General features: G+C 67.4%; 30 protein-coding genes and 1 other RNA gene. 4 read left to right on the top strand and 27 right to left on the bottom strand.

Translation table 11 applies throughout. The features are described 5' to 3' along the window. The first annotated feature begins 3 nt into the window (after positions 1-3). Both NLX94_RS12970 and NLX94_RS12965 read left to right on the top strand, forming a co-directional pair. A complete protein-coding gene (locus tag NLX94_RS12970) occupies positions 4-858 on the top strand; it encodes a hypothetical protein (protein WP_254382823.1) in 855 nt (284 codons plus the stop codon). An 83-nt stretch (positions 859-941) separates the two neighbouring features. Then, positions 942-1,523, top strand: a complete 582-nt coding sequence (locus NLX94_RS12965; RefSeq protein ID WP_254382822.1) for a Uma2 family endonuclease — start codon at positions 942-944, stop codon at positions 1,521-1,523. Between the two features lie 235 nt (positions 1,524-1,758). On the opposite strand, the gene NLX94_RS12960 is transcribed toward NLX94_RS12965, so the two are convergent. The 27 genes from NLX94_RS12960 to NLX94_RS12830 form a co-directional block, all read right to left on the bottom strand. Next, entirely contained in the window at positions 1,759-2,292 is a 534-nt protein-coding gene (locus NLX94_RS12960; protein ID WP_254382821.1) for a hypothetical protein, read from the bottom strand. A 22-nt stretch (positions 2,293-2,314) separates the two neighbouring features. Beyond that, positions 2,315-3,553 carry a site-specific integrase gene (locus NLX94_RS12955; RefSeq protein WP_302169254.1) on the bottom strand — a complete coding sequence of 413 codons (1,239 nt, stop codon included), beginning with the start codon at positions 3,551-3,553 and terminating at the stop codon, positions 2,315-2,317. Between the two features lie 38 nt (positions 3,554-3,591). After that, positions 3,592-3,771, bottom strand: a complete 180-nt coding sequence (locus NLX94_RS12950) for a helix-turn-helix domain-containing protein (protein WP_254382820.1) — start codon at positions 3,769-3,771, stop codon at positions 3,592-3,594. Further along, entirely contained in the window at positions 3,771-4,046 is a 276-nt protein-coding gene (locus tag NLX94_RS12945; RefSeq protein WP_254382819.1) for a hypothetical protein, read from the bottom strand. Before NLX94_RS12945 ends, NLX94_RS12950 begins: the two co-directional genes overlap by 1 nt. Then, positions 4,043-4,279: a hypothetical protein gene (locus tag NLX94_RS12940; RefSeq protein ID WP_254382818.1), complete on the bottom strand. Its 237-nt coding sequence runs from the start codon at positions 4,277-4,279 to the stop codon at positions 4,043-4,045. The genes NLX94_RS12945 and NLX94_RS12940 overlap by 4 nt, the downstream gene beginning before the upstream one ends. 15 nt (positions 4,280-4,294) lie before the next feature. Beyond that, a complete protein-coding gene (locus NLX94_RS12935; RefSeq protein ID WP_254382817.1) occupies positions 4,295-4,720 on the bottom strand; it encodes a hypothetical protein in 426 nt (141 codons plus the stop codon). Beyond that, positions 4,717-5,070 carry a hypothetical protein gene (locus tag NLX94_RS12930; RefSeq protein ID WP_254382816.1) on the bottom strand — a complete coding sequence of 118 codons (354 nt, stop codon included), beginning with the start codon at positions 5,068-5,070 and terminating at the stop codon, positions 4,717-4,719. Before NLX94_RS12930 ends, NLX94_RS12935 begins: the two co-directional genes overlap by 4 nt. A 55-nt stretch (positions 5,071-5,125) precedes the next feature. Further along, a complete protein-coding gene (locus NLX94_RS12925; RefSeq protein WP_254382815.1) occupies positions 5,126-5,932 on the bottom strand; it encodes a hypothetical protein in 807 nt (268 codons plus the stop codon). Positions 5,933-6,484: 552 nt separating this feature from the next. Then, a complete protein-coding gene (locus NLX94_RS12920; RefSeq protein WP_254382814.1) occupies positions 6,485-7,057 on the bottom strand; it encodes a hypothetical protein in 573 nt (190 codons plus the stop codon). A gap of 15 nt (positions 7,058-7,072) precedes the next feature. Next, a complete protein-coding gene (locus NLX94_RS12915; RefSeq protein WP_254382813.1) occupies positions 7,073-7,486 on the bottom strand; it encodes a hypothetical protein in 414 nt (137 codons plus the stop codon). A gap of 18 nt (positions 7,487-7,504) precedes the next feature. Beyond that, positions 7,505-8,803 (bottom strand): DNA cytosine methyltransferase, encoded by a 1,299-nt coding sequence (locus tag NLX94_RS12910; protein WP_254382812.1) that lies wholly within the window; start codon positions 8,801-8,803, stop codon positions 7,505-7,507. 40 nt (positions 8,804-8,843) lie between these two features. Continuing rightward, positions 8,844-9,377: a hypothetical protein gene (locus NLX94_RS12905; RefSeq protein WP_254382811.1), complete on the bottom strand. Its 534-nt coding sequence runs from the start codon at positions 9,375-9,377 to the stop codon at positions 8,844-8,846. Positions 9,378-9,392: 15 nt separating this feature from the next. Beyond that, positions 9,393-9,716 carry a hypothetical protein gene (locus tag NLX94_RS12900; protein WP_254382810.1) on the bottom strand — a complete coding sequence of 108 codons (324 nt, stop codon included), beginning with the start codon at positions 9,714-9,716 and terminating at the stop codon, positions 9,393-9,395. Between the two features lie 71 nt (positions 9,717-9,787). After that, positions 9,788-10,078, bottom strand: coding sequence for a hypothetical protein (locus NLX94_RS12895; protein WP_254382809.1), 291 nt, complete (start codon positions 10,076-10,078; stop codon positions 9,788-9,790). Then, positions 10,075-10,404: a hypothetical protein gene (locus tag NLX94_RS12890; protein ID WP_254382808.1), complete on the bottom strand. Its 330-nt coding sequence runs from the start codon at positions 10,402-10,404 to the stop codon at positions 10,075-10,077. The genes NLX94_RS12895 and NLX94_RS12890 overlap by 4 nt, the downstream gene beginning before the upstream one ends. Next, positions 10,401-10,946, bottom strand: a complete 546-nt coding sequence (locus NLX94_RS12885; protein WP_254382807.1) for an antirestriction protein ArdA — start codon at positions 10,944-10,946, stop codon at positions 10,401-10,403. The genes NLX94_RS12890 and NLX94_RS12885 overlap by 4 nt, the downstream gene beginning before the upstream one ends. A gap of 58 nt (positions 10,947-11,004) precedes the next feature. Continuing rightward, positions 11,005-11,184 (bottom strand): hypothetical protein, encoded by a 180-nt coding sequence (locus NLX94_RS12880; RefSeq protein WP_254382806.1) that lies wholly within the window; start codon positions 11,182-11,184, stop codon positions 11,005-11,007. 18 nt (positions 11,185-11,202) lie between these two features. After that, an RNA gene (locus NLX94_RS12875) (hammerhead ribozyme type II) lies at positions 11,203-11,267 on the bottom strand. A 9-nt stretch (positions 11,268-11,276) separates the two neighbouring features. Further along, positions 11,277-11,684 carry a hypothetical protein gene (locus NLX94_RS12870; RefSeq protein WP_254382805.1) on the bottom strand — a complete coding sequence of 136 codons (408 nt, stop codon included), beginning with the start codon at positions 11,682-11,684 and terminating at the stop codon, positions 11,277-11,279. Beyond that, complete coding sequence (locus NLX94_RS12865; protein ID WP_254382804.1) at positions 11,681-12,016, bottom strand: hypothetical protein; 336 nt, start codon at positions 12,014-12,016, stop codon at positions 11,681-11,683. The genes NLX94_RS12870 and NLX94_RS12865 overlap by 4 nt, the downstream gene beginning before the upstream one ends. A 9-nt stretch (positions 12,017-12,025) precedes the next feature. Beyond that, positions 12,026-12,436: a hypothetical protein gene (locus NLX94_RS12860; RefSeq protein ID WP_254382803.1), complete on the bottom strand. Its 411-nt coding sequence runs from the start codon at positions 12,434-12,436 to the stop codon at positions 12,026-12,028. A 29-nt stretch (positions 12,437-12,465) separates the two neighbouring features. Continuing rightward, the gene (locus NLX94_RS12855; protein WP_254382802.1) at positions 12,466-12,783 is read right to left on the bottom strand and encodes a hypothetical protein; all 318 of its coding nucleotides are present in this window, start codon (positions 12,781-12,783) and stop codon (positions 12,466-12,468) included. A 78-nt stretch (positions 12,784-12,861) separates the two neighbouring features. Continuing rightward, the gene (locus NLX94_RS12850) at positions 12,862-13,668 is read right to left on the bottom strand and encodes a hypothetical protein (protein WP_254382801.1); all 807 of its coding nucleotides are present in this window, start codon (positions 13,666-13,668) and stop codon (positions 12,862-12,864) included. A gap of 88 nt (positions 13,669-13,756) precedes the next feature. Then, a complete protein-coding gene (locus NLX94_RS12845) occupies positions 13,757-14,344 on the bottom strand; it encodes a hypothetical protein (protein WP_254382800.1) in 588 nt (195 codons plus the stop codon). A 1,304-nt stretch (positions 14,345-15,648) separates the two neighbouring features. After that, complete coding sequence (locus NLX94_RS12840) at positions 15,649-16,680, bottom strand: DUF6602 domain-containing protein (protein ID WP_254382799.1); 1,032 nt, start codon at positions 16,678-16,680, stop codon at positions 15,649-15,651. A gap of 104 nt (positions 16,681-16,784) precedes the next feature. Next, positions 16,785-17,597 (bottom strand): hypothetical protein, encoded by an 813-nt coding sequence (locus NLX94_RS12835; RefSeq protein ID WP_254382798.1) that lies wholly within the window; start codon positions 17,595-17,597, stop codon positions 16,785-16,787. Between the two features lie 11 nt (positions 17,598-17,608). Continuing rightward, on the bottom strand, positions 17,609-18,541 hold the full coding sequence (locus NLX94_RS12830) for a helix-turn-helix domain-containing protein (RefSeq protein ID WP_254382797.1): 933 nt from the start codon (positions 18,539-18,541) through the stop codon (positions 17,609-17,611). Positions 18,542-19,291: 750 nt separating this feature from the next. Between NLX94_RS12830 and NLX94_RS12820 the strand changes: the two genes are divergently transcribed. Together NLX94_RS12820 and NLX94_RS12815 are read left to right on the top strand one after the other, a co-directional pair. Continuing rightward, complete coding sequence (locus NLX94_RS12820) at positions 19,292-19,729, top strand: hypothetical protein (RefSeq protein ID WP_254382795.1); 438 nt, start codon at positions 19,292-19,294, stop codon at positions 19,727-19,729. A 349-nt stretch (positions 19,730-20,078) separates the two neighbouring features. Further along, positions 20,079-21,419: a terminase gene (locus NLX94_RS12815; protein WP_254382794.1), complete on the top strand. Its 1,341-nt coding sequence runs from the start codon at positions 20,079-20,081 to the stop codon at positions 21,417-21,419. Positions 21,420-21,424: the final 5 nt, after the last annotated feature.

Genomic DNA, 21,424 nt, shown 5'->3' with positions numbered 1-21,424 from the left:
GAAATGCAGGTGAATTCCCGCCCCTCGGCGAGCCCGGAGGCCGACCTGGAAAAGCGGATCACAGGTTTCACCCAGGGGTTCGGCGAGCGCGGAGGCTACCGGGTCCCCACCGCGGACGAGCGCCGGGCCGTCACCCAGGGCGTCGCCCTGCTGCTGGACGGCGACCAGGACGGGGCGCACAGGCGCCTGGCCGAGGTCGACTTCGCCGTGCAGTCGTTCACGGACTCCGCGAGCGGTCGCCACTTCGCCGAAGTCGCCGACCAGGCGGGCGGTCCGGGCCCCGGGAACCGGGGTTGGGGCCGGGTGTACGTGGACCTCGACGCCCGGCCGAGCTGGAGCGTGCAGGTCCCGCACCCCATCGCCGACCAGGAGACCGAGCGGCTCGGAGCACGGGTGCTGCGGGGGGCGCCGGGCGGGGTGATGGTGCTGGCCGGAGCCCACCGGACGGCCGGCGAGGGGGACTCCGCGGATGTGGCGCACCGCACCGACTCGGTGTTCCACGAGGTGGTCGAGGAGCTGATGCAGCGCCGCCTGCCGGGGATCCAGTTGCACGGATTCGCAAATGAATCTTTCCCCGAATTCGACGCCGTGATCTCCACGGGGGCCGGGGACCGGGCATTGTCCGAGGCCAAGGCCCTGTCGACCGCGCTGACCGGGGAAGGGCTGGAGGTTTGCCGGGCGTACGTACGGAAATGCAAACTGGCCGGAACCTCGAACGAGCAGGGCCAAGTGGCGGCCGACGGGAATTTCCGATTTCTCCATATTGAGCTGGCCCGGGCGATAAGGACGGATAACGACCGCCTCAACGACGTGACCGACGCAATAGCGGTCCTCACCACCCGCTGGTCCCGGCCCTGACCGGACACATGATCGATTCGGGCGCCACCTCGGATCAGCGGGTGGACCCCTCTCGTGGCGGCCGCAATCGCTAGGGTTGCCCCATGACCGCGCTGCCCGACTGGATGCGCCCGCCGCGCGCGGAAGGCTGGTTCGCGGAGGACCTCGACCGCCTCCCCGAGGCGCCCCGCCACACCGAGCTGATCGACGGAGCCCTCGTCTTCATGCTGTGGCCCCAGCGGTGGTGGCACGACCACCTCGTCACCATGCTCACGGTCGCGCTGATGGAGCTGGTGCCCGCCGGCACCAGGGTCGGCCGCGAGATGACCATCAGACTCGACCCGCGCAACCGCCCCGAGCCCGACCTCCTGCTGACCACGGCCGCCTACGACGACGACCGCACCTGGTTCGAGCCCGAGGAAGTCCGACTCGTCATCGAGGTCGTCTCCCCCGAGTCCGCCCACCGCGACCGCACCGTAAAGCTCCGCAAGTACGCGGAGGCCGGCATCCCGCACTACTGGTGCATCGAGGACGGGGACGGGGCGCCCGTCGTCCACGTCTACGAACTCGACGAACCCACCGGCGCCTACGCCCCCGCCGGGATCTTCCGGGGCACCCTCCAGCGCCCGGTCCCCTTCGCCATCACCCTGGACCTCGACAGCCTCACCCCGCCGCGCAGCGGCTGAAGAGCGCACGCAGGCACGCGGAAGGGGCCGGACTCGGCAGAGTCCGGCCCCTTCCGTCGGGTCGACTACACGTTGAAGCGGAACGTTCAGCACAGAGCTCCGACCTGCGAAAACGCGGTTTCTGGAGCCCTCATCCAGCACCGATCCAGCACGGTGCGCGTTCATCCAGCACATCCAGCACACGCGACCGCAGCATCCAGATCTCGCGCCGCCCTCAGGCCGCCACTCGCCTAACTTATGCCGGGTATGGAGGCGCGGTGTCCGGCAGCAAGCCCTCGACCTTCACGTCAGGGTGCTTGAGGCTCCACGCACGGTTGAACCACACCATCACCCGCTCGCGAAGATCTTCCAGCTCCCCAGTGAGCCGATCAAGGTGTTCCACGCTTACGGCCTTGATCCTGAAGCCGCTCGGCTCAACACTGAAGGGCTTGCTGTTCATGGCGCTGAGCACGCCGTCGAGCTCCCCCCACGGCCCGTGAACGTAGGCGTTGCGGTGATCCATGCCAGCCTTCACATCCAAGACGATCCCCTCCAGCGCCGTCCGCATGGAGGGACTGAGGTAACTGGCAACCTTCGCGTACTTCAGGGCGAGCTTCGACAGGCCGCCTATCGTCTCACCCTTCAGCTTGGCTGCCTCGGCTGCGTCGGCGGCCAGCAGTGCCCCGGTTATCTCAACCGTCATCTCGACCGTTGCGGCCGTATAGACCATGCGCCCCAGGGCGGCGTGAACCTGGGCAAGATCCTCGTCAGACATGCGCTCGTCACTCATGCGGCGGATTCTGCCACCGCCATCAGGCCGCGGGGCCGTAACCCGAAGGGTCCTCGGGGGCCGCCGGGCGCATGGCCTTCTGCATGATGTCGCGGCACCGGTCCCACGCCTCGGGAACCAGGTGACCGTAGATGTCGACCGTGGTCTTGATCGACTTGTGGCCGAGCCAGCGGCTCACCTCGTGGATCGGAACGCCGTTCGCCAGGGCGGTCGAGGCGAAGAAGTGCCGAAGGCTGTGAGGGGTGTACTTCGGGCTGCCATCTGCGTTGACGAGACCAGCGGCCTTGAGCGCCTTCCGCCAGTGGTACCCGTACGTCGAGGCCGTGGGCATGACCCCCTTGCCCCGCTCGCGAGGGGCGAAGAAGACCTCAACGACCTTCTTCTTGCCGCTCTTGGCCTCGAACGCCAAGGGGATCGGGCTCCACAGCGCTATGTGCTCGTCGATCTCGTCCCCGATGAAGAGAGGCATGGGGATGTCTCGGTACTCCCCTTCCTCCCTGTGCTTGAGCGGGACCAGGCGGGTACGGGCGTCGCCTCTGTTCGCCTTCGAGCTGACCTGCCAGCGGACCCGTATGAAGTCGCGGCGCCGGCATCCGACGTGGAAGGCCAGGGCTTCGCTTATTCGCAGGCCGAGGCCCGCCTGAAGTGAGATCGTCAGCTTGTACTGGGGAGAGATGTGCTGGTGGATGAGGTTGACCTCGTCCAGCGTCGGGATCTCGTCCTCGTCGACCGCAACGTTGGTCGGCTTGATGTCGACGTCCCTGGCGGGGTCGTCCTGGATCAGCTTTTCCTCCTTGGCCGACCAGAAGATGTGCTTGACCATCTTCATGCGGTCGAACACCGTGCTCTCGGCGAGCACCTTCAGGATCGCCACCTTGAAGTGCTCGATGTCACGCTTCGTGATCGAGGACAGCGACTTTCGCCCAAGGTGCGGCAGGAGGTGGTTGTCGAGGAACCCCTCGTAGTTCGAGATCGTCGAGTCAGCGACCGTTCGGCGCCCAAGCCAGTCTTCGGCGTAGGCCCGAAGGCTGATCTTCCCGGCGTCCGGGTCGATGTAGACACCCTGGTCCTTGTCGGCCTCCATCTTGGTGCCGTGAGCTTCAGCTTTCGTCTTCGAGGGGAACGTCTCCTCGCGCTGCCGACCGGTACGCCCTCCCGGCTCGCGGTACCGAACCGTCCACTCATGCCGGCAGCGGACCGCCTCACACGGGTAGTTCTTGTTCCGCTTGTCGGTCTTGCATCTCTGGAAAACGGTAGCCATGTGGCCCCCCTTGCTTGCTGGGGCAGGGCTGTGCCCGTCTACCCGTAGTTGTCATCGAGGTAGGCGACGATGTCGCGCTCGCGGAACCGCAGGAGGCGACCGACCTTCTGCGGCCGAAGCCCCCACGCCCGGTACTTGTTCTTCACGGTGATCTCGCTGACCTTGAGCCAGGAGGCCACCTCTTCCGGCGTCAGCAGCCGGTTGCTTCCGCCCTGCATCAGCGCCAGGTCACCCGGGTCGCCGTATGCACGGCCCGCCACGCGGTCTCAGCGGAAGCGAGAGCCTGCTTGTGACAGTCCTGGAGGTGCTGGATGCGTGCCGGCACGAGGTCCAGGTCCTCCAGGCCGAGCAGCTTCGCGGCCCGTCCGAGCACCTCCGCCGGTTCGACCGCCGGGGGCTGCTGGGCGGGGCGCGAGTACACCCGACTGTCCTGTCCGCTGACGCCGATGACCCAGCCCCAGCCGTTCTTCAGCGCCTTCTCCGTGGGCTTCAAGCGGCGGCTCCGAAGTAGTCCGCGCGGGAGAGTGACGTCAGGTGGTACATGCCGTGCTCGCATTCGTAGTAGCGGTTCTCGAAGGCGACCCCGCGACCGGTGCCTCGCCGTTCGGCGACGCTGCGCCGCTTGGCCTGCGCCTTGCCGAGGGCTCGCTCGGCAGCTCGCGGATCGGGGTAGGCCCGCTTCGAGCCGCAGGGGCAGGCCCTGAAGTCGATGGTTCTGGTGGTCATCTCGTTCTCCTGGTCCTATTTGCGGAACCCGTTGCAGGGGCAGGTCGGTATCTGACAGGCCCCCCGGGCGGCGGAGGCCGCCGAGTGAGTGAAAGGGGCGTGGCCGCACTCGTCGTGCTGGCAGTAGCCCTTCCACTTCTTGCCGTCATGGTTGGCGAGCATCGCGCCGGGGCTGTGGAGCGGAACGATGCGCCCGGTGCCGCCGAAGGCCATCTTGGAGGCGAAGCTCTTGGCCTCGGCCTCGTTGCCGAAGGGGGCGAAGTTGAGGCCGCGGTGGCCATCGCTCCACGTGTGGACGAGAGCCACCCAGTCGCGCATTTGGAGGATGGATCCGACCTCTTTGATCAAGGCCTTGGCCATCTGATCGGCGTTGTCGAAGCCGGGGTCCTCCAGGACGGCCTTCACCGCGTCGACTTCCTCGCGGCGGGCGGTGATCCTCACGGGCGCCCTGCCGGGGCGAGGAGCCGCTCCAGGCGGCCCAGGACTTCGGGCAGGGCGCCGGCGGATGCGCCAGAGCGGATGTCGGCCACGACGCCGCGCAGCTCGGCCTTCAGCTTTGGCATTGTCACCGGGCCGGTGAGGTCCGCGACGAGTTCCGCCGTGCCCGGGGTGGGGTCGACGACCTCGACAGGGAACCTGAACCAGTCGCCGTCCAAGGTCCAGGCGTAGCCGATGACTTGCCAGCCGCCGCCTCGGGCCTTGAAGCCCACATCGCCGTCGGCGTCACGGACCTCGGTGCCGACCGGAAGCTCGTCAAGGACGGCGGGGGTGTTGATGGGGTTAGTGGTCACTGCGCTCCCCTCCTTCTGAGAGCACACTATTGCAATAACCCCATCAGTTCAACTCTTACATTCGCTCCGAGAAGAGCTGGAGCTTGTGGCCGAGGGCGTAGGCCGAGCGGTCGTTGACGAGAACCTCGTCGAAGGGCCAGCCTGCAAGGGCGCTCTCGCTGGAGTGGTCCGCGGTCGCTATCAGCCTCTGGCCGGGCCGCACGATGTTCACCACCACACCGCCTCGCCGGACGATCTCTGCGGCTTCGTTGGGGAATCGGACATCGGTGATGACCGTCGGACCCCACCCCGCCGCGTCGTGGAAGAGGGCATCGACCCAGACGTTCTCGCCGAGAACGCTCCTGCCGGCCTCGGTACCGCACCGTTGGAGGTAGGCCCGTATTTCAGGGTGGGCAGACTTGGTGTAGCTCCAGCCGAATCGGTCCACCTCGTCGGCGAGTGGGAAGCTGCCGTTGATCTCGTCATCCACGGTCCACGGGTTGACTGCGTAGAGGAAGTCCTTGACCTTGTCTGCGAAGGCGCGGCGCTGCCAGCCGTTCGCCACAAGGGCTTTGGCCGCGGTGTCCTTGCCGGAACCGGCAGCACCGGCCAACCCGATCAGGCTGACAGGACGCGGCGGCTCGCCGAGGAGCTCCAGGTCGGACTCTGCCAGCACGGAGACCCAGTTCTGTCGGTTGGGCTCCGCGTCGGGGTTCTCGTCCACGTGAAGACGAAAGACCTGGCGGCGCGGACCGTCCCAGGCTGCGGTTTTCACCTGGGGATCAGCAACGAGGTAGCCCTCGCGGGTGACAGTGTGGCCTCGCGTGTCGCGGCCGGTGGCGCGGACCCGCTGACCGGACTTCAGCTTGATCTTCATCTTCATTCTCAGATTTCCCTGCTGTCGATGAGGCGGTAGAGACCTGGCGCTCGAACACAGCCACGGCAGACGTCGCAGTCACAGTGGTGGAGACAGAGCGAACAGCCGGGCTCGTCGCAGTACGGATCGGGCCCATGCCAGGTGTGCAAGGGGTCAGGCTCCGGACATCCCCATGCGGCACAGGACGAGTCCCGCGACCACGTTGGGTACACGATGTGCTCGCGCTGGCCGAGGAACCCATGGACGACTTGTTCGCCAGGACAGTCGTCTCGTGAGCGGTCCGCGCTGCCCTGAGTCAGGAAGGCCGCCCGGCATCGGGTGCACTGGAGGCGACCCTCGGGGCGCAGCCGGAGGAGATGCTTCACTGGGCATCCTGCGCGGGCCGACCGTAGAGGCGGCCACACGAGTCCACACCCCACGTGTGGCCGGGGTCCAGCCACAGGTCGAGGGCGGCGTCGATGTCTGATCCGCAGCTAGAGCAGGAGAACTCCCCGCTCGGGACGGCGTACAGGCGGCCACGGCCGCACGGACCGCACCAGACGTAGTCCACCCCGGGCTTCACGCGGAGACCTGCCGCCGACCGACGTGCAGTGCGAGGGCCTGCTTGGCCGCGGTGACCGCCCAGTCGAATCCGTAGTGGCCCCAGCAGGCGTCTATCTCTTCCCAGGTGGACATGCTGGCGCCCTGGTCGTCGGCGCGCAGCCAGTCGACGGCCTCTTCGACGATGTAGCCGTACACGTCTCCCTCGGCCCATGCCTGGTACTCGGCGCGCTCGGCGTCGAGGTACGCCTCGGGCAGCATGCCGAGGTCTTCAGCGTCCTCGCGCATCAGGTACCAGAGGGATACGGGTCCTCGTGCCGGCCGGGACTCGATGACGATCGCGTTGTGGAAGATCCGGGCCCAGCGAGTGAAGGTGTCGATGCCCTTCCACCGGTTCCAGCTCACGCGCTCCCAGGCTTCGGCCAGGGGGCCGCCGTCCTTGTCGACAGGGGCGTACTGGCCGAGGTGGGTGTCGATGGTGATCACGTGCGCCAGGTGGTCGAAGTCCTCGCGCGGGTTGCGGGCGTCCTCGTCGGGGACCAGGCGGACGCGGAAGCGGCCGTCGTTGGTGGTGGTGATGGTCTCAGTCATGGTTCTCCGTACGGGTCAGAGGGTCGGGGCGGGGAAGTGGATGTCGCAGGACGTCCGGCGGCACAGCCGGCCGAGGGCGGTGATGAACTGCCGGTGGGCCTCGAAGGCTTCGGTCAGCCAGTCGTCGCCCTCGACGAAGTCGGGCCGCTTCTCGGCCCACCGGGCGCGGACCTTGGCGACGTCGGGTATCTCGTAGAACTCGCTGGCGCCGTGCTGGCGGATCAGGTCGATCCAGGAGGCTCGGACTCGGTCGTATCCGCGTCGGGAGTGGTCGTATCCGGAGGCAGGGTCGATGTCCTCGATCGCGACGCCGGAGGCGATGCAGATGCCGGCGCGGGCGTCAGCCATGGAGGTGAGCCGGTCCGCCTCGCAGACGGGGCAGTCGAGGGGGCTGCGGGCGTAGTGCATGAGCAGGAGGTTCGCGCGCATGGTCTCTTCCTCGGGTGGTCAGGCGGCGAGCACGTGAACGGGCTCGGCAGGGGTGAGGGTGGGGGTGTAGATGTCGGCGAGGTACCGGCGGAGGTGGTCCTCCCAGTGCCGAGAGAGGAGGCTGCCGATGACGACGGCGCTCATCGGTGGGGCAACGACGTCGCCGATCTGCTGCGTGCAGCTCGACCGGGAGCCGGTCCACGGGTAGCCAGGGCGGAAGCCCACCAGGAGGGCGGCCTCGTCGAGGCTGAATGTCCGGTCCTTGTCGTGCTCCCAGTACCAGCCGCGGATTTTGCTGGTGATGCCGGTCGCGGGTTTGTCCGCCGACCAGCAGTTCCCGCCCGCCGTCTTGCGGACGCCTCTGGTGTTGACGCGGATACCTTCGGGCCAGCCGAGCGCCTGGGCGGCGGCGGTGGCCGGCATGGGCGCCTTGGGCGTGAGAGCGTCCATGTCGACGTAAGCGTGGCGGGCCGCCATGAGGAAGACGCGCTTGCGCCGGGAGGCGAGGCCGTAGTCCACGGCGTCAAGGACGCGGTACTCCGCGCTGCACCAGTCCGCCGACCACAGTTCTTCGCGCAGTCCGTCGAGGATGAGCTCGGGCAGGGCCGAGCTCTGTTCCATGGCCAGCCAGCGGAGGTTGTCCCACTGGGCGGTGAGGGTGAGCGCCCAGATCAGCACCTCGGCGACGAGGCCGATTCGCTCGTCCGTCATGTCGGCGATCGGGGCGCGGACCTCGTCCAGGGTGAGCAAGGGGCCGGTGAACCCCGCGTAGCCGTCCCAGTCGGGGTTGTTGCAGATGAGGCAGATGTCCTCCACCTCGCAGGCGCCGCAGTCTGCGCTGTCGTGCCAGTGTCCGAAGGTGGCCTCGAACGCCGCCGTGAAGATGTCGAGCAGCAGTTCCTGATTGCGGGGGTCGAGTCCGGCGCGCTTGCCGGCCGGTGACCAGCACTGGCAGGGCGCGGAGACGATCAGTCCGCGTACCCAGCGCAGCGCCGGGTGCTTCGGGTTGAGGGAGCGGACGTCGGCGGTGATGCGTCGGAACCCTGCCGCGCAGGCTGTTGCTGAAGCGCCCTTGTGCATCTCGACGCCCACGATGTCGAGCTCGTGTTGCAGCACGTCCCGTACGCCGACGTCCCAGCCTCCCGGTCCCGCGAAGAGGTTGACGACTCGGTCGGGGTCCCCGGGCTTCGGGGGGTAGAGCCAGTGGGCGGGCCAGGGCGCGGCGATCTCCGCGAGTTCTTCCGGTGTCTTGCCGGAGAGATCCAGGTCGTCGGGGACGCCGAGCGCTCCGGCGGTGTCGAGGCGGGTCAGGGACATCAGGCCACGTCCACGACGTTGACAGATGAGCGGAGGGTGATCACGGCGTTCCCTCGGCGTAGGCGGCTATCCGGGCGTGGAGGTCGGTGATCTTCGTGTCGGCCTTGCGCAGCTCGTCGCAGACCTGTCCGCGGTGCGCCTCGGCGTTGCGGAGGTGGGCTTCGAGCTCCAGGCGCTCGCTGATCCGACGCCAGTGCGGGTACTCCGCCTCAAACCGGTCGGCGGCTTCATCAACCATCTGGCCGAGGCGTCGGGCTGCGGACGTGTCCCAACCGACCTCCTTTTCGACCTGGTTGGTGTACTCCCAGCGGTGCAGGGCGTTGTCCCATCGCCAGCGCCCCAGCCTGCTGACCTGCTCGTCAAGGGACCGGATACGCCGTGCGCCGACGCGGTAGTACCGCCCCCGGATCTTCAGGAAGCCGGGCTGCTCCTCGTCGGTCGAGGAGCTGATGGCCAGGCGGGAATAGACGACATGCTTCCGCGTGCCTCCCCAGTTCTCCTCCGCCGTCTTGGCCGGTAGGGCCGTGACGTTGAGGTCTCCCTCGGGGAACGTGAACGTCGCGTGGTGGTTCATGGAGGTCTCCATCGGTCAGGCGGGGATGCTGTAGGGCAGGCCGGCACGGAGGGCGGCTTCAAGTTCCTTGGCCGCGCGCTTGAACTGGCCGAGGGCTTCCATCGCGAGGGCCCAGTCGCCCGTGGGGAGGTCGCGGATGTCGTCCATCCACGTCAGGCAGGCGTGCGGGCTGAGGTAGTGGAGCAGGGTGCCGTCCGTGCCGACGACGACTACTTCGGCGGGGTCGAACCAGGCCGTATCGAGGTCGAGGAGGTGCCCGCAGTGATCGCAGAGGAAGAGGCCGGAGGGCTGGGCCCCGTAGGGGCCGATGCCGCAGTCGCGGCAGGTCATCGAGCTCATAGGTATCCCTTGGAGGGCGCCCGCCCCGTGTCCTTCGACGGGCGGGGCGGGCGCGGACTTGATGTGTGGGGTCAGAGGTCGAGCTGAGCGATGAGCTCGGTGACGAGCTGCTGCTCGTAGAGGGTCAGAGGGGGGCGCGCGGCCTTCGGCTCGTCCTTGAACCAGGCGGCCGGCCAGATGACGGTGGGGAGCGCGAGAATCAGCGCTTCGGCAGCGTCGGCCAGGTTCAGCCCGGCAACGTGCTCGTCTTCCCAGGACCAGGTACGGCCCGGCTCGGGCTCCTGGCGCATCGTGGCGATGGCCTCGTCCAGCTCGGTGACGAGGTGCTTGACCCGGTCGTTCAGCGGGATGTTCGTCGTCATCGGTACGCGTTGGCGATCTCGATGACTTCCTTCGACTGGATCTCCTCGAAGACGGGGCCCAGCTCGTACCACTTGTTCTCGTTCTCGTTGAGCCAGTCGCGCAGGCCGTCCTCGTCGAAGAGTTCACCGTCCTCGTCGACGAACTCCTCCGGTACGTCGAGGTCGATCTCGATCTCCCCGTGGGTGATGGTCTCGACGGGGAACTTCACGGTCATCTTCATCAGGGCGTCCTTCAGGTACAGGCCGATGCGGCAGAAAGCACAGGTCAGGTCTTCGTCGAGGAGCTCGGGAATGGCTCTGCACTCGACACAGGGTTCGGTGTTCATCGCGGGCTGAAGACGTAGATGCCGCCGTACGCGGGCTCGGCGTGAAGGCCGCTGGAGAAGAGCTCCTCGGCGGCGCGGTCCCAGTCGATCGAGTTCCACGGCCAGCGCGTCATGCGCTCCGTGTCCTCGGAAGACTTCTCCTCGGCCCACTCCTGGGCGTAGTGCCCCTCGGACTCGTGGAAGCCGCGGTACTCCTCGCGGAAGCGGTCGAGCCAGTGGGCGTTGTCGACGTCGTCGCCCCACTCGGCGACCCAGGCTGAGAACGGGCCGAGCTCGTCGTGCGTGAGGCCCTGAAGGGCCTCGGCGATCTCGGCGGCGTGCGCTGGGGAGCACTCCCCCTCAAGGGCGCCGTGGAACTCGTCGTGGTCCGTGACCCACAGCTCTTCGTGGTCCGTTGATCCACCATGAAGATCTTCGGGGGTGACAAGGTCTCCCGTGTCGGCGTCGTACCAATCCCCGGTCAGATAACCGGAGTTGTAGCAGGCCAGGCAGCAAATCCAGACGCGCGGCTGGACGGTCATGGACAGGGTTGAGGCGGTCATGTGGTCCTCGCTGTCAAAGGGGGCCGCCGGGCCAGTCGCCCGGCCCGGCGGAGAGTGTTCAGCTCTGGGTGGCGCGGCCGTGGACGTAGCCGCTGAGGGTTCGCACGCCCTTGATGGCGTAGTGGGCGACGAACACCGACGCCACGAACAGCACGATGTTGGGGTTCTTCTCGCCCAGCAGGGTCCAGACGGCGCTGGCGAGGATGACGGGCAAGAGGGCGTCGAAGATCTGTTTCATGGGACTCCTTGTGCGCGATGCGGGCTGGCATCGTCAGGCGGGGCAAACCAGCGCCCCGCGACCCCCTTTCGGAGGTTTCGCCTGGTGATCGCTTAGCGGTCGGAGTCTTCGAGGACGGGCCACAGCTCCCGTGTGCGGTAGGCCCCGCTCGACTTGTGCAGGTCGTCCAGGGCGCCCTGGAGGTCACGGACGCACGGGTCGCACAGGAACCGCCGGCCATTCGGAGAGCGCGTGTACGGGCCTCGGCGGCCAGTCGCGGGGCCGCACAGCTCGCAGAGCCCTCCGCCCTGGACGTGCTGGAAGACGACGGCCTTGCGGCCGTTGTGCGGGCTGGTGCTCTCGACGTAGGCGTGACCCTCGCGGGCGGCGGCCTCGAACGCCTGGCGGTAGCCGTAGTCGTGCCAGGTGCCGCCGTGCCTCCAGGCCCCGCACGAGCCGTCGTGGTCCTCGGGCTGTCCGTATCCGCAGTCGCAGATGTAGAGGTCGTAGGGCCAGGTCACGTGGCCCTCCCCTGCAAGGTCTTCTTGGTGGGCCTCCCGACCAGCACGGTCGCGAAGTTGGCCATGACGACCATGGCCACGTGTTCAAGGTCCGGACCGCCGTCCGGCACGGGCGCTCCGAGCATCCGCAAGGTGGACAGGCAGCGGGCCACGAGACCGGCCATGTCGTTCGTGTCGACGAGCTGCGCGCAGAGGTCGCAGGCTCGCCACCGACCATCGTTCAGGAGGGGGGCCACCACTCCCTCGTTACTCATCAGGGCGACGCGGGCCCGGTCCTGGGGGACGTAGAGCCACCGGGCGCCGGGCAGGCCGCAGAAGTCACACTCGACCATCGCTCCGCCTCAGGCCGTCAGGGCGAGCTGAGACGTCTCGCCCTTGTAGTGGGAGTCGCCTTCGTCGTCGCTCTCGGCGTGGCACTCCAGCCACAATTCGGCAGCACGGAACTGGTCGTGGGCCTTGAGGAAGTCCGCGAGGCGCTCGACCTCCCCGCAGTTCAGGTGCTCGGCGATACCGGACGCCAGCATGCCGTCGTCAAGGAGGTCCACCAGGTCGTCCGCTGCGGTCCGCAGTGCGTAGAGCTCGTCTTCCAGGGCGCCGACGATGTCGGCCGCGATGGTCAGCGCGACAACCGTGCTGTCACGGTGGGTACGCATGACACCCCAGGGATTCAGGAGGCGACGGAGCCTGGACGGGGCGGCCGGCATGCCCTTGCGGTTCATGAAGGGCAGGGTGAGGCGCTTGAAGGCACGCATGTGTGTCACTCCGGTGGTGGTGGGGTCGTCTACAGGCAAAGCAGGGGCGGGGTGATGAGGGAGAGCTCGGGCTTGACCTCCTGAACGGAAATGCCATGGGGCTCCCAGAACCCGCAGTCGGGATCGCCTTCGCACAGGCAGTCACGGCGGGAGGTCTCAACGAGGGCCTCGGCGCCGAAGCGGGCAAAGCTCAGGGCGTCGTCCCGGTCGTCGAACCGGGTCTCCTCGCGGTGGTCGTAGGTGACGACGTATCGGTCCTTGCCGGTCCGCCGGATCTCCCAGAGTCCGAGAAGGTCGGCGACCTCGTTCCAGACACGGACCTCGTACGGGCGGGTGGTAGTGCGCATGTGTCCTCGCATTCGGATGGAGAGCCACCCCTCCCCGGGAGGGGAGGCGCAGGGAGGGGTGGCGGTTCAGGGGAGGGGTCAGGCCGGCATGAGGGCGAGCTGCCCCGAGATCTCGTTGCGCAGGAAGTCACGACCCAGCGCGAGGAAGTGCTCACCGCGGCCGTAGTCGTAGGCGTCTCGCACGCCGTCCCAGTCGGCATGGCCGTCCGAGTCCCGGTACTCCAGGTCCCACAGGCAGTCGGAGGCGTGCTCGACGATGCCCTGGTGGTCGGTCTCGGAGTCGTACGGGTAGTGCAGCTTCACGTCCTCCAGGGCCTCGTCGAGGTTCCCCTCGAAGACCTGGCGGCGCTGGTCGTAGTAATCGTCCTCGTCGAGGAACGGATGGTCGTCCTTGACGAACTGGGCCAAGGCGACGGCCGCACGGAAGGCGGCGGTGTACGCACGGGTGCCGTGGCAGTCGCCCTCGCACTCGTCTCCGAGGCAGAAGTCGACGTCAGGGACACAGCCCGGCCGGCATTCCGCCGTGTGCGTGCCGGGGCAGTCCTCGGGGCAGCCGCCCTCGTAGACCTGGACGAAGAGTTGGGCGTAGTCCCAGGCGCTCGTACCGCGCCCGCAGTCATGCACCTGCTCGTCGGAGACCACGGTGTCCGTGCGTCCCTCGTCGGCCGCCGTGCGGATCAGGTCGCGGGCCACCTCGAAGTTCGACTTATCGCCGATCCAGCCGAAGCGGTCGTCGTGCCACGTGAACATCTCCACGTGGGTCGGGGTGTCCTCATTGGCGTACTTCCCCGTGTACCAGGAAGGCCAGGAGCGATGCGCGTCGTCGAGTCGCGCGGCGTACTCGGCCAGCACGTCTGCGGTTGGGATATCGAGAGTGCGGTACATGGTCCTCGTGATCCGGTCAGGACGGGCGCCCCTTCCTGCCTCAAGTGCGGAAGGAGCACCCATCTAGTTACACTCTTACATTGACGCGTCAGATCACGTCGGATTCTTCGAGCTCCACACCCTCGACGCGAATGTCGGAGTAGGCCCAGACGAACCCCGGCAGGTTCGGCGCGTCAGCGTCCACCGCAGCGCGAACAGCGGCCTCGATCACGTCGCGCCCATCCCGACTCCGGAGCCCTTCGTACGTGATGGTGATGGTGACGTCGGCGCGGTACTCGTCAACGATCGGGGCGAGCTTCAGGGCTTCGAGGATCTCATTGGCTGCATCCCTGGAGATCTCGTCAGCCTGATGGGAGGCAAGGAGCTGATCGCGCACACTGCCGCGGAACTGGCCGGCCTCACGATCGGCTTCCTGGTAGAGCCCCTCCCATCGCCCAGCCTCACCCTTGTAGTGATCGCGCAGTCCGATCAGCTCCGCGAGCTCCAGGCCGTGATCGGTGGTCAGGTCGTTGATCACCTCGCGAAGGAGCTCGAACGCGTCCGAGGCATCCCGCAGCTCCCTGCGGGTGCCGTCCAGCTCGTAGGCGATGGCGAAGTTGCGCTCGCTCAGGTTGCAGGCCATCTCGAAGAAGGAGAGGTCGCCAAGGGGGTGATCCTTGCAGAGGTTCACAGTCATGTTTCTCCAATCGCAGGCCGAGCGGTGCCCGGCTCCGTACCGCAGCGCGAACTGCACTGCGATCTCAGCCGCACTACTTAGTTACACTCTTTCAATCAGTGCGGCCTCAGCGCCTCCCGGTGGCTTCGCACCTACGCCCAAGGCGTCCGGGAGGCCCGGCCCGTAGGGCCGGATGTTCAATTCGAGTGATTTGGGTGAGGCTCACTCGACGCCTCGTTCACCATCCACCGTTCTGCCGTCCACATTCCGCGTGCCTCACTTTCGAAGCGCGCGGTCCGCGCGCCTCACTTTCGAGGTTCGCGGTCCGTTTCCGGCCGTCCGATGGACGGTGAGCCCTGACTCGCCTAGTCACGTTCCTGCCGACCACCTTGACTGACCCCCTGCACACCGAACCGCAGGGCATCCCACGGCGCGGCACAGCGAGTTACGCCAGACAAGGAGGCGTCCGACTACTACCGGCTGGATGACCGGTACGGACAGCGTTCTCTACACCTAAGCGGCTGTACCCGACGGGGTTCTCGATGCCGTCCGCTTTCGCGCCCATCAGCGGCAGGATGCCCTGCCTCCGGGTACGTCAGCTTCAGGGCCGTGGTCGCCCATCCTTCACCCCCGACGCCTGCCTCTCGGCGGTATCGGGACGGTGGTCGTACTGTCCGCTCAGCGGCATGTAGGCCAGCAGGCGGGGAGTGTGTGTGCCGTTCCGGCCGGGCCGGTCTGGCGTTGGCTCCGACCCTAGTGGGCCTCGACCTGGTTTCGCAACTCTTACATTCGCTTGGCTGCGATCCGCCGTTCCGTTCCCTCGGCGGCGCCGCTCATGCGGCCCGTTCTCGGCTTCCCGGTCTGGCGTTGGGTCCGAACCTAGTGGATCGGAACCCGGTTTCGCAACTCTTGCATTCGCTTCGAGTGCCTGCCTCCACCCCATCCGGCCTGCCGTGTGGCTGGCGTTCCGTGGTGGCGACATGGAGAACACTACGGACCGAGTGACACTCTTGCAAATCCACACTCAAAGTCGCAGGTCAGAAGGGGTTTCGACCCTGCCCGTAAGGCCCCTGAGTGGCGCTGTGAGGCCCGTTCTCGGCCTGTTCCTGCCCTCCCTCAGGCCCTGCCCGCCGTGCCCTGAGTCGGGCGCCTGTCCGCCTTGGGGGGTGCGGGGGGTGAGTGCCTGCACGACGCGCGGAGGGTAGCGCACGGGCCGTCAGCAGCCGGAGGCGGGAGCAGGGCAGGGGTGGGGGGTGACCCCCGGTATACGCGCACGCGGACCGCCACGTCTTAGCAGCTCGGATTTTGCCACGGTTCCAAGGTCGTCAGACCGTCGGTGCCTCGTCTTGGCGAAGCTGCGCGTCGAAGGTCATCCGCCCAAACTCGTGGCAGTTCGCACATAGGTGCTCGCACTTCGCGTCCGGCGGCGCCGGCACTCCATCCGGGCGGACCGGGATGCCGACGCGAAGGCCGTGGGGGAGCCGCAGTGGACGAAGACCCGGCCAGGTTCCCGGAACGTGCCAGGCTTGGGCCATCCAGTCCAGTTGCGTGATCATAGCGACCAACGGGTCCGTGGGGTCCGTCTCTGGCGGGCGATGCTCCCACATCATCAGGACGCTGTCGGCGGCCGGCCAAGGCCGGGCGCCGCCCGTCTCTCGGTCGCACCACATGATGTGCCCACGGTCTAGGACGGTTACGAACCGCGGCCACAGCTCTGGGGGTCTCCCCCGCGTCCACTCCGTGACTCGTTCAGCGATGGTGCTCAACTTGAGCTTGCTGCGGAACGCAAACACCCCGCCCTGGGTCGGGAAGTAGGGAAGGGGCGAGCCAGCCTCGCGGAACTCGAAGTGGTCCTCACCGACACGTCGGCGGAACGCTCCCTGGGCTCTGCTCACCTCGGCCAGCGCACTCTTTAGCTCCTTACCGTCAAGCGTGCTCTTCACCTCAACGGTGCAGTGGACGGCGCGAGGGTCGATGTAGAGGCGACCATTCCTCAAGACCCTGTGAGGCTGCACTTCTCTGGAGGCGAAGGCGATGTCCGGCATCCCGTAGCCCTTGTCGGACTCCTCGTCCGCGATGCTGGGCCGGTGGAGGAGCACGGCCTCTGGGAAGTGCTGCGCGAGAGCCTCACGCAGTGCGAACTCCCGGTCGTAGCCAATGTCGTCAGGGTGGTGGTGTGTCGCGCTACTCGCGAACTCTTCCTGGAGGGCGACCACATTGGAGAGGACCTGTCGAAGCCTGTGCAGTGCGGCGTGTGCCACGCAGTCGCGACACCCGTCGTTGGCGGAGGCTGCCGTAACAACATCACCCGCAGGGCCCACCGCAGCTCGGCCTTCGGGCTGGTAGTCACTCGCCATGATCGGAGGCTAACAAGGGCGGGCTCCGCGGGGCGGGTGTTTCCCTGAAGAGCTCGGCACGCCAAGGCCCGGCCGCACGCGAGACCATGCAGCCGGGCCGGGCTCTACTGAATTGCCTGGACTTGGCCGAGGTACCGGTACCCCGATCGAACCGAGCAGCCAAGTCGGTCTGCCAATGTCGGAGCGGTGACCTTCTCGCCGCTGACCTTCATCGCGGCGATGGTGTTCTGCACCACGGCGAGTGGGACGGCCTTCCGCCGCACTGTCTGACGGCGCGGCTTCGGCGCTGTGGCGGCAGGCTCCGCCAGCTCCTCGGCGATCTCGTCGACCAGGTCGGCGGCGTCGGCGGCCAGCTCGTCTATGATCTCTGCCAGTTCGTCGTACCCGTTGGCGACGCCGTGACTCTTCGAGACGAGCTGGCGGCCTGCCAGGTCGAGCGCCTCCGCCAGTTCGCCCGCCAGATAGGCAGCCGTCTCTTCGACTTCCCGTACGCGGTCCCAGGCCGCCAGCTCCTCGGCCGGCATGGCTGCCATGTGCAGCATGTGTGCCACAACGAGCGGCGGCACCGAGGAAACAACTGCCACCAGCAGGGCCGAGGTCGTCATGTACCCACGGTCGATCAGGTGTGCCACGACCTGAGCTGACAGCGCCAGTGCCAGCGCGACCCCGGCGCCGATGGTGGCAGTGACGCGGCCCGGCGCCTTGGCAAGGTGGCGCTGGGTGGCAATGACGGCGGCGCACGCGGCGTAGGCGGAGACGCAGACCGGCATGAGCCAGGTGACCCAGCCGTGCCACCCCGCGATCTCTGCCATCCGGATCTCGCCCGGTACGGACATAACGAGGGCCGCCACTAGGACGAGGGGCCTGCCGCCGACGAAGACGGCCTTGGCGTACCAGGGCATCTGCATGTTGGTCATCACTTCGTCCCTCACGCAGCCATCGCGGCGCGGCAGCGCTCGCGTCCCTGGCGGGCGGTGGCCAGGTCATCGACCTGCGGTTCCGGCTCGACCTGCTCAGTCCCCGCCAGAAGCGCGGCGGCCCGGTCGAGCTCGGCCTTGCAGGTAGCGCACACGTCGCCGTGGCGGCCGAGCGGGAAGGGCGCTCGGCAGACCTCGCAGCGGTCGCGGGTGTCCGGCAACGGCTTGGGCTTCGGTGCCGACCGGTCCGGCATCTGGTTCTTCAGGCGGTAGGACACCAGTGCGAAGGCGGAGTCGACGTGCTCGGGAAGGCGGGCAATCAGCGCTGCGGTGATCTTCGCGGCGTTGTGGCCTTCGGCCAGCCAGGCGGCGGCGAGCGGGGCCAGGCGCAGGACCTCGGCGGTGCTCAGCTTGAGGCGGGGCTCGATCCCGCCGAGGTGGGCAAGCGCAGCGGCTGCCCGGCCCGCCTCGGCGTCAGCCGGGGCTTGGCCGTTGGTTGCGTCGGAGACTTCTTCCTCCTCCTCGACGCTGACCTTGTCGGCCCGCTTCGGCGCCGGATCAAGGAGGAGGTTCTTTCCCCGGTTCTTTATCCCCTTGGGGAGATCGCCGACGCTCCGAGCGCTCGGCTCACCGGCCGCCGGGATGCGGTCCATCGGCAGATCAGAGATGTGGGACTGGGTGCCCCAGAGCCCTGTTTCCGGGTCCTGGCCGCGCTCGCGCCGCAGGTAGCCCGCGGACTCCAGGGCGGTAAAGGCCTTCGCGACAGCGCGCCGGCCTTCCTCGACCTGGTCAGTGATGGTGTCGATGGTGGCTCGTGTTCCGTCAGGCAGGGACAGGAGCGTGACGAGCAGGCCGCGGGCCGTCAGGGACAGGTCGCGGTGCCGCGCTGCGGCGTTGGGCACGACCACGAAGGCGCTGGTGTGCCGGTTACGATGCACTCGCATCTAGAGGTCTCTTCTCTAGGTGAAGACCCCGGCCCGGTGTTACAGCACCGACCGGGGTCGTTTACGTTCTGTGCTCCGCACCGTATGACAGAGTGTGACTCAATTGCAAGAGTTGATGACACGCGGGCCTCGTGCGCCGATTGAAAGAGTGTGACAGTCGTCACGAGTTGATCGCTTCCAGAACGGGCGTCGGCCTCCGTATATATGAGTAGAGGGACAAGCCTCCTGGGGCTTCCCTCTGAGGGCGCCTCCGGCGCCCACCTCTCGAAGCCTCCTTCGCCGCTGCCCCCTGTCGGGGGCTACCTGCCGCAGCTCCTCTTCGCCGCTGCGCCAGACCCGACGTAGGAGGCTCATGTCCTGGACTACGTCCGACCGAAGGCTTCGCCTGCCGCCGAACTGGCCGCAACTCCGGAGCCGAGTCCTGGCCAGGGACGGCCATCGCTGCACAGCCAGAGATCAATACGGCGTGCGCTGTGCCGACCTCGCCACTGACGTAGACCACGTCCAGCCCGGTGATGACCATCGCGAGGCCAACTTGCAATCACTCTGCGGGTGGCATCACCGGGTCAAGTCCTCCCGAGAGGGAGCCGCCGCGAAGGCGGCCAGCCGCAGGCGCCATGACCGCAAGTTCCGCAGGACCGAAACCCACCCGGGCCTGCTGTGACCGCGCAGAGCTCCAGGCCGTGAGCCCGTCGAGCCGCGCCGGCCCCCGAGAACCCCTCCCCTCGGGGGCCCACGACTTCTCCGGAGGTGAGCGAGATCCCCGGCCCCGTACCCAACCGCGAGTCAGACCTTGCTCGCCCCCGCGAGCGCAAGGGCAGCGACGTCCAGCCGGTAACCCGAGGACTCGCCCGCCCCGCCAAGCCTCCGAACGCGGATCGCGACTGGCATCCGATCGCACGACGCCTGTGGGACTCCCTGAAGCAGTCCGGGCAGGCCGACTTCTATCAGGCGAGCGACTGGGCCCTGGCCTACTCCCTGTGCGAAGACCTGTCGTACTACAAGAATGCCGGCAAACGGTCCGGCCAGATGCTCCAGACCATCTACAGCGCCTTCGAGCGCCTCCTCGTCGCCGAGGGCGACCGGCGCCGCGTGCGTATCGAACTGCACGAGCCGGAGCCTGAAGTGCAATCCGCGGCAGTGCTCGCCATCGCCGACTACAAGAAGGATCTCGGACTCGCCGAGTGAGGTCATGCCCACGCCGGGCGGGCCGACTACCGAGGGGAGGTGAGTCCTATCCCAGCCCTCACAGCAGAAGAGATCGACGCTCTCGACCCGAGCTTCCTCGGCCCCACCTGGCAGCAGGAACCGGATGGTTCCTGGAAGCTTCCGGAGCACACCCTCGGGTGGCAGATCGCAGGTTGGTGCGCCGAGTTCCTCAAGGCTGAAGACGGCGGGCCCTGGCGCTTCACGCGCGAGCAGCTCCGCTTCGTCTTGTGGTGGTATGCCGTCGACCAGACCGGCCGCTTCGTCTACCGCAAGGGAGTCCTTCAGCGCCTTAAGGGTTGGGGCTTACGGCAAGGACCCGCTCCTCGCGGTGATCAGCCTCGTTGAGTTCGTCGGCCCGAGCCGCTTCTCGTACTGGAGCCCTGGCGGGCAGCCGGTCGGCGTCCCTCACCCGCAGGCATGGGTGCAGATCGCCGCCGTGTCGCGCGACCAGACCCGCAACACCATGACCCTGATGCCGAGCCTCATGAGCGACAAGCTCATCGAGACATACGGCATTAAGGCCGGGGCCGAGCTGATCCGCGCGAACGGCGGCCGGCAACGGCTCGAAGCGGTCACGAGCTCGTTCCGAGCCCTCGAAGGCGGCCGGGTCACCTTCACCGTGCTGAACGAAACCCACCACTGGGTGACGGGCAACAACGGCGACCGCATGTACGAGACGATCGACGGCAACGCCACGAAGAAGGACAGCCGTTACCTCGCGATCACCAACGCATTCCTCCCTGGTGAGGACAGCGTTGCCGAGAAGATGCGCGAGGCCTTCGAGAAGATCCTCGACGGCCGCGCCGCAGACATCGGCGTCATGTACGACTCGATCGAGGCCCACCCTGCGACTCCGCTGACCCCCGAGGCGATCCGGATCGTGCTGCCGAAGATCCGCGGCGACGCTGTCTGGCTCCGGGTCGAGACGATCCTTCAGTCGATCCTCGACACGACGATCGCGCCCAGCCGCTCGCGGCGCATGTGGCTGAACCAGATCGTCGCGAGCGAGGACGCCCTGTTCGGCCCCGCCGAGTGGGATGTCCTACGCGACGACTCGAAGGTGCTTCAGCCCGGCGACGAGATCGTCATGGGCTTCGATGGCGGCCTCCGCGACGATTCAACTTGCCTGGTAGCACTGCGCGTCAGCGACATGTACGCGACGGTGCTCGGCCTCTGGGAAAAGCCCGACGGGCCACGTGGCGATGACTGGACCGTTCCCCGCGCCCAGGTGGACAGCGCCGTACACGACGCCTTCCGCGCCTTCGACGTGAAGGGCTTCTACGCCGACGTGGCACTGTGGGAAAGCTTCATCAGCGAGTGGTCCGACGCCTACGGCGAAGGCCTGGCTGTGAAGGCCCCCGGTAAGGATTCGATCGGCTGGGACATGCGAGCGTCACTGAAGGCGTCGACCATGGCGCACGAGCGACTGATGCGCAGCATCTTCGACCGCAAGCTCGTTCACGACGGTGACCGCAAGCTCCGCCGGCACGCACTCAATGCGCGGCGCCGGACGAACAACTACGGTATCTCGTTCGGCAAGGAAGGCCGTGAGAGCCCGAAGAAGGTCGACGCCTACGCCGCCCTCATGCTCGCGCACGAGGCCTTGGTCGACCTGCGCGCCCGAGGCAAGAAGATCCGCAAGCGGACCGGCCGCGGATTTTTCCTTTGATTCAT

The sequence above is a fragment of the Streptomyces sp. TBY4 genome (assembly GCF_024213195.1).
Lineage (GTDB): Bacteria > Actinomycetota > Actinomycetes > Streptomycetales > Streptomycetaceae > Streptomyces.
This window is presented reverse-complemented; position numbering and strand designations above follow the sequence as displayed.